Source organism: Lactiplantibacillus pingfangensis, from assembly GCF_005404945.1.
In the GTDB taxonomy this organism is placed as follows: Bacteria; Bacillota; Bacilli; order Lactobacillales; family Lactobacillaceae; genus Lactiplantibacillus; species Lactiplantibacillus pingfangensis.
In genome coordinates, this window is record NZ_BJDG01000049.1 from 1 (window position 1) to 6680 (window position 6680).

Below are 6680 nucleotides of genomic sequence, written 5' to 3' on the forward strand. Positions count from 1 at the left end.
CATTAGTGCTCAAGATTTAACGACGACGTTACTCCAAATTAACCAGCGACCGCTTAAAATACTCGACTGGCAAACACTGTATCAGGTTATGCTGACAAATTTGTCCAAAAATTCGGATTAATTTTACAATCTACCGTTTAAAAAACAAAAAGCATCGAAAGTGATTGAAATGAGGAAGAATATTTAATTGGTTTGCAACAAGTATGACGCTAATTGTTGCTGAAAATGCACTTATTTTATTTAAGCTTGATTTTAATCTGTTTTTAATGTATTCTTAAATGCCATGAATGGAGGAAATTTTATGAAAAATGGGACACATATAATCAAATTGGATAATGGGTACAGTTTATGGACTCACACGTGGAACTCTGGTGGTGATGAACAATTGCTTTGTTTACACGGAGGACCTGGAGATACACACGAAGTGTATGAACAGTTCGGGGAAGAACTTAAAGGATTGAATATTGAAGTAAATACATATGATCAATTAGGCTCATGGTATTCGGACACGCCCGATTGGGACGACCAGAAAGTCAGAAAATTATATTTAAATGAGAATTATTATGTAGATGAAATTGAGGAGGTTCGACAAAAACTCGGTTTGGAAAACTTTTACTTGGTCGGTCATTCCTGGGGAGGAATGATTTCAATGATGTATGCCCGAAAATACGGCAAACATTTAAAGGGACTAATAATAATTAGCATGATTGATAATATTGCAGATTATATGGAGCGAATGATTAAGATTCGAAATGTAGAGTTTACACAATCACAGGTTGATTTTATGGCAGATATTGAAAAAAGAAAAGATTTCGACGATCCAACTTACAGAAAATATATTGATTATCTATATGATGAATATATTCACAGAAGAAAACCATATGCCCAGGCACATGTTGTGGATATACAATCAAAGCCAGTATACAACAACTTTCAAGGAGATAACGAATTTGTCATTACTGGTGACTTGGGTGGTTGGGATTATCGAAAAGAAATTAAAAAAATTGATGTTCCTACTCAGCTTTTGTTTGCGGATCATGAAACCATGCCACTAGAAACGGCAAAACGCATGGCAAATGATTTTCCTAATGCAAGATTGTCGATTACGCCTAATGGAGGGCACAATCATATGATAGATAATCCCGATGTGTTTTTTAGCAATCTGCGGCATTATTTTGAGGACATTAAAGCTGGAGTATTTAATAAATAGGTTAGAGAGATGATATATTATGGAAAAAAAAGAGAAGAGTTTAGCAGATTTTGGATACAAACAAGAGTTGGAGAGAACTCTTACATTAAAAGATTTAATTATTTATGGACTAATATTTATGGTGCCAATTGCACCGTTTGGTATTTATGGATCCGTGGTGGATTCTTCAAAGGGTATGATTGCACTCACTTATATTATTGGTATGATTGCAATGTTTTTTACTGCGTTAAGTTATGGCCAGATGGCACAAGCTTTTCCAATTGCAGGGTCCGTTTATGCGTATGCACAAAGAGGGATTAATAAAACAATAGGTTTTCTTGCTGGATGGATGATTATCTTAGATTATATATTTGTTCCATCTTTGTTGTACGTTATATCAGCAAATTCGATAAAATCCCTAATACCAGGGGTACCAACTTGGATCTGGCTAGTATTATTTATTTGTGTAAATACGCTTATTAACGTACGGGGCATCGAAATTACAGCTAAGACTAATATCATTTTTCTAGTTGGTGAGCTGACAGTTTTAGCAATTTTTTTGATTTTTGGTTTTTGGGGATTAGCTCACGGTGTTGGAAATGGCTTTACGATTAAGCCGTTGTACAACAGTTCCCAATTCAATTTAAACTTTGTGTTTACCGCTGTATCCGTAGCAGTTTTAAGCTTCTTGGGGTTTGATGCTATTAGTACTTTAGCGGAGGAAACAAAAGGAGGAAATAAAACTGTCGGGAAAGCAATCTTGTGGGCATTAGTTATTGTGGGAATACTATTTGTGGTACAAACTTATGTAGCTGCTTTGATTATTCCTGACTATACGTCATTTAAAGATTTGGATGTGGCATTTTATGATATTGCATTGAAAGTTGGTGGACCATTTTTGCAATATCTAACTACCATTGCGACAATATTGGCATGGGGATTTGCAAACGCATTGGCTGCGCAAGCAGCTATTTCGAGAATACTATTCGGAATGTCTCGGGATAGCACTTTACCAAAAGTGTTATCAAAAGTGCATCCTAAGTACAAGACACCATATATTAGCACTTATCTTGTAGGCGTTATTTCTTTAATTGTAGGTTTAGCTTTTATGAACAATGTGGGTGTTTTATCTTCAATCGTAAATTGTGGTGCATTGACTGCATTTTTGGTGATTCACGTGTCAGTTATTAATCATTACGTGATAAAAAATCACTCACATCACTATTGGAGCCATTTAATTGTGCCAATTATTGGGTTTATTATTATCGCATTTGTAATGTATAATTTAGATATATTAGCAAAAGAAATAGGTATAACATGGCTGGTCATAGGGATTATTTATTATACAATTTTGAGAAAAACACAACGAAAAACTGAATTAGACATGTAACAGAAAAAAATGAAGTTTTAAACTGAACTTAAAAAATTGAAAATTCTAAAGATGATGATACAATTCATCTTCGAATTACAAAGATAATTATTTTTTACTATGTGGCAAATTAATTTTACCTTGACCCAGTTACCTGGTGTGCATCAAATAAGTAGTGATTGAGCACCAAACGAAAAGATTTATTAGATTAATAAGTAAAGCAAACCCCTGAGTTGGAGTAAATCCAAACTCAGGGGTTTTACTGGTCTAACTGTTTTTCAGACCATTCTCTGTAAACTGCATCTGGCCACTAGGGTATACCCTAGTGGCCGCTTTTGATCCATTATCAATGGCTTTTTAAATTAGGGCCTAGTACTTTTGGAATGGAAATACTTTCCAACACCAAAAATTCTAGACCCGATAAAATTAGTGATTTCCTGATAATTGAATGGGATATTGGTGGTGTTAATATGAGGAATCATGGTCAATATCTGATTATGATCAATAGGGATCATACCAACGTAGAAGTTGTTTAAATCAATAACGGTCAAAGAATTAGGAACACGCAGTTTAAGCGCTTCTTGGGCTAAAGCTTTCATATTATAGGCATTATTATCAGATATTAAAGTAATATCACTGCCTTCACAAAGGTAGAAATCTGCTGAAGCAACATTACCAAGTAGCTGAAAAGTTGACTGATTCATGATATCTCCCTGACTATTTACAAAAAAAGTGCTTTATTTTGCAGAATTAGGTATGTCACTTTGTTCTACAAGTATATAATTAAAAATAGGTTAGCTCAATATAATTGAGCGGGAAGGAAGTTTATAATGGGAGAAAAGAAATTACATTATAAAATGTATAAAGATGGCAAAAAATTCGTTTTTGCCGCAATTGCTACAATGTCTTTTTTTGTCTTCGGTGGGGTATCAACGGTAGCAGTTCATGCTGATACCACCTCAGAGAACTTAACTGCCGCCACTGTAAACAGCACTAGTGATACGAAGAGCGCTGTTTCATCAGCAGCTACTGTAGCAAGTAGTAGCAGTGCAGTAAAGGTCGATTCAACCAATGCAAGTAGTAGCAGTGCAGTAAAGGCCGATTCAACCAGTGCAAGTAGTAGCAGTGCAGCGAAGGCCGATTCAACCAGTGCAAGTAGTAGCAGTGCAGCGAAGGCTGAAACGACTAGTAATGATAAACCAGTAGTTGTGACAACCATTGCATCATCTTCAGCATCATCAGCAAGTGTAAGTACTGCAGCTAGCGAAGCTACAGTTACAACCACCAGTACGGTTCCAACAGATACAACTGTTGCTACAAGTGGTTCAAGCACATCTTTAAGCTCTGCTGTTGATAATGCAAAGAGTGCAGGTGTCAATGTTAATGAAACTGCTGCTTCACAATATTCAGGTACATCAGCTACATCAGAGGCTGTAGCTGATTATTCTAGTCAAGTAGCATCAATTGATACCGCAGCTAAGGACTATCAAGATGCTAAGGCTAAGTATCAGGCTGAACAAGATACCTATCAGGAAAAAAAGCAACAATATAACACAGCCAAGTCTGCTTATGATGAATATCAAAAGGAGGTTACTAGTGGAACGCAAGTTGGAACAATTGATCGGGCTAACAATTTATCGTTGACCTCGGAACCAAACGCAACTGTATCAATTGAGGGAACAACTAATTATATTACTCTTGATGCAGTCAAGCGGCTTGGTATTGGTGGTAATGATAAATCAATTATTGATCAATATAATACGTCAGCACTGACTGATAGTGATTTAACCAGGACAGATCCATATTCAAATAGTCAAGATCATATCATCCTGATGAAGGTCGGCGACACAGTTACTGCTACTTATGATAATTTGAGTAATACTTCGTATACTCAAGATGATGGATCTTCCAAGAAGATTGCAAAAATCGTTTATAAGTATACTCTTAAGAGCTCATCAAATAACGCTCAAAATGCTATCGTTGACATTATCCGCGACCCTACTGTAACGATTACTGTTGGTTCGAACACTGAAACTAATAATCCTATCTCGATGGACATGGGAATTAAGTTCTATTATGAAGATGGAACTCAAGTTGATTTCAGCGACGGTAAGGCTATCGTTAGTTTGTCATCATTAAACCACTGGAATGGGACACAATACCTACCTAATGAAAAGCCGCAAGCTATTACTCTTCAAGCTAACGATAATAATGGTAAGACTGTTCAGGTACAATGGAATCCTTATCAAAGCAATGAAGGACCAACACAAACGAACGGACGAGTTGATGTTGTGAGTGAGAATTTACAACATCTATTCGCAGGAAAGAATGTAACATTATCTGATACTAATCCATTTAAATTTGTGATTGATGGTACTGTTTCTGATGTTACCTCTTATGTTGCAAAAGATGCTAACGGTAACCAGTACGATACTACCGATCAAACTATTGGGAAATACACCTTAACCAATGGTACTGTTACCTATACGCCTAACTTTAAGTACGATCAATCAGATCACGTTGAAAAAGTTGGTATTGGTAAAAACACATTTGTTTACTTACCTGGATCGTCAATTAATAATCAAAATGGTACCGTATATTCAGTAGGTAATAATGAATATGTATCTAAAGGAGCTAAACTCAATGCTGAAAGTATTGGTAGTGAAGCTGCCGGGACCTATATTCAAGGTTGGGATTATCCTCAATCTAAGACGGCTTATTATGGATCAGGTGCCTTAATTTTAACTGACGGTAATATCAACTTTAGTGTTGGTGGTAATTCAATTGGCCAACACAACAATACCGTTATGTGGTTTGCGATGAATGCAAACATTAATACACCTAAGGATCCAGGGAATGCACCAACAGCTCCTGTAGCACCAACAGCCCCAACCGTTGAATGGCATGAAAACCAAGTTGTGCAAACGCAACAAGTTAGTGTAACCAATGCTAGCCGGACCATTAACTATACTTATGCAAATGGACCTAAGGCGGGACAAACCGCGGCAGATAGTGTTGTAAATAATGCTACTTTTGCTAGGGTAAATGATTCAGCAACTGGTAAAACTACCACTTATGTATTTGATGGTACTAAGAGTCAAAGCGATGTAAATGCAGAAGTGCAAAACACTTCTGATATTGTTTCGGCATTAACTAACCTTGGATTTACAAAGGCCGATTCTACTCAATTTAATCAAGTTGATTCACCTTCAATTCCAGGATATACAGCTGATAAGACTTCTGTAGAAGCTGCAAACGTTAATAAAGACTACGGTAATCAAACGATTGATGTTAAATACAACATTGATACACAAACCGCAAAAGTTAGCATCATTGACGAAACTGATAATGATAAGAACTTATATTCTGAAACATTAACAGGTGATTCGGGTTCAGAAATTAACTTTGGAACAGCTGATGAACAATTAAAGAATTACTTGGCAAATGGTTACGCCTTATCAACGAACAAGACCAGTGATGCGACTGTAAATGGTTTCACGGCCGCTGATTACGACGTTGATAGTTCCGTTGACCAAGTCTTCAATGTTTACTTAATCCACACTTACACCAACCATGATAAGGATAATCCAGGAACGGGTTACGATAAGTCCGACTTTGAAAAGACAGTAACTCGGACAATCGATTACACTTACGGAAATGGACCAAAGCAAGGACAAGCCGCGGCTCCAACGGTTACGCAAAACGTTGACTTTACACGGAACATTGTGACGGATAACGTTACTGGTAAGGAAGTTCAATCTGGTGGTGGTTACACCACGACTGATTGGAAGGCTACTGGAGATGACACAATGTGGGCACAAGTAGACTCACCAGCCATCGCCAGCTACACGCCAAGTCAAACCAGCGTTGCGGAATTAACGCCTACGGCGGACGCACCAAACACTGATGTGCATGTGGTTTATACCAAGAATGCTCCAACGATGACGACAGAGAAGAAGACAGTTAATGAGACCGTCAGCTATGTTGATCAGAATGGAAACGTATTGGCCCAGCCGCACACTGCTTCTGTCGACTTCACACGTCAAGTCTCAACTGACGCAGTAACTGGGGAAAAGACGTATGGTGCTTGGTCAGCAGATCAAAGCTTTGACGCAGTCACAA

At 37.4% G+C, this 6680-nt stretch carries 4 protein-coding genes and 1 pseudogene; 4 read left to right on the forward strand and 1 reads right to left on the reverse strand.

The features are described from left to right. From FFM74_RS13290 to FFM74_RS13300, 3 genes and pseudogenes are all read left to right on the forward strand, one after another. Positions 1-121: pseudogene (locus tag FFM74_RS13290) on the forward strand (IS30 family transposase); the annotation flags it as partial. A 180-nt stretch (positions 122-301) separates the two neighbouring features. Beyond that, positions 302-1210 carry a proline iminopeptidase-family hydrolase gene (locus FFM74_RS13295; protein ID WP_137627108.1) on the forward strand — a complete coding sequence of 303 codons (909 nt, stop codon included), beginning with the start codon at positions 302-304 and terminating at the stop codon, positions 1208-1210. A gap of 19 nt (positions 1211-1229) precedes the next feature. Continuing rightward, positions 1230-2579: an APC family permease gene (locus tag FFM74_RS13300; protein WP_137627109.1), complete on the forward strand. Its 1350-nt coding sequence runs from the start codon at positions 1230-1232 to the stop codon at positions 2577-2579. Between the two features lie 341 nt (positions 2580-2920). On the opposite strand, the gene FFM74_RS13305 is transcribed toward FFM74_RS13300, so the two are convergent. Beyond that, positions 2921-3262 (reverse strand): hypothetical protein, encoded by a 342-nt coding sequence (locus tag FFM74_RS13305; RefSeq protein ID WP_014919559.1) that lies wholly within the window; start codon positions 3260-3262, stop codon positions 2921-2923. 126 nt (positions 3263-3388) lie between these two features. Between FFM74_RS13305 and FFM74_RS13310 the strand changes: the two genes are divergently transcribed. Beyond that, on the forward strand, positions 3389-6680 hold a 3292-nt coding region (locus tag FFM74_RS13310; RefSeq protein WP_137627110.1), incomplete at its 3' end, for a GbpC/Spa domain-containing protein.

Coding starts and splice junctions, on each gene's coding strand:
- FFM74_RS13305 (WP_014919559.1), bottom strand. CDS start 3,262: ATGAATCAGTCAACTTTTCAGCTACTTGGTAATGTTGCTTCAGCAGAT.
- FFM74_RS13295 (WP_137627108.1), top strand. CDS start 302: ATGAAAAATGGGACACATATAATCAAATTGGATAATGGGTACAGTTTA.
- FFM74_RS13300 (WP_137627109.1), top strand. CDS start 1,230: ATGGAAAAAAAAGAGAAGAGTTTAGCAGATTTTGGATACAAACAAGAG.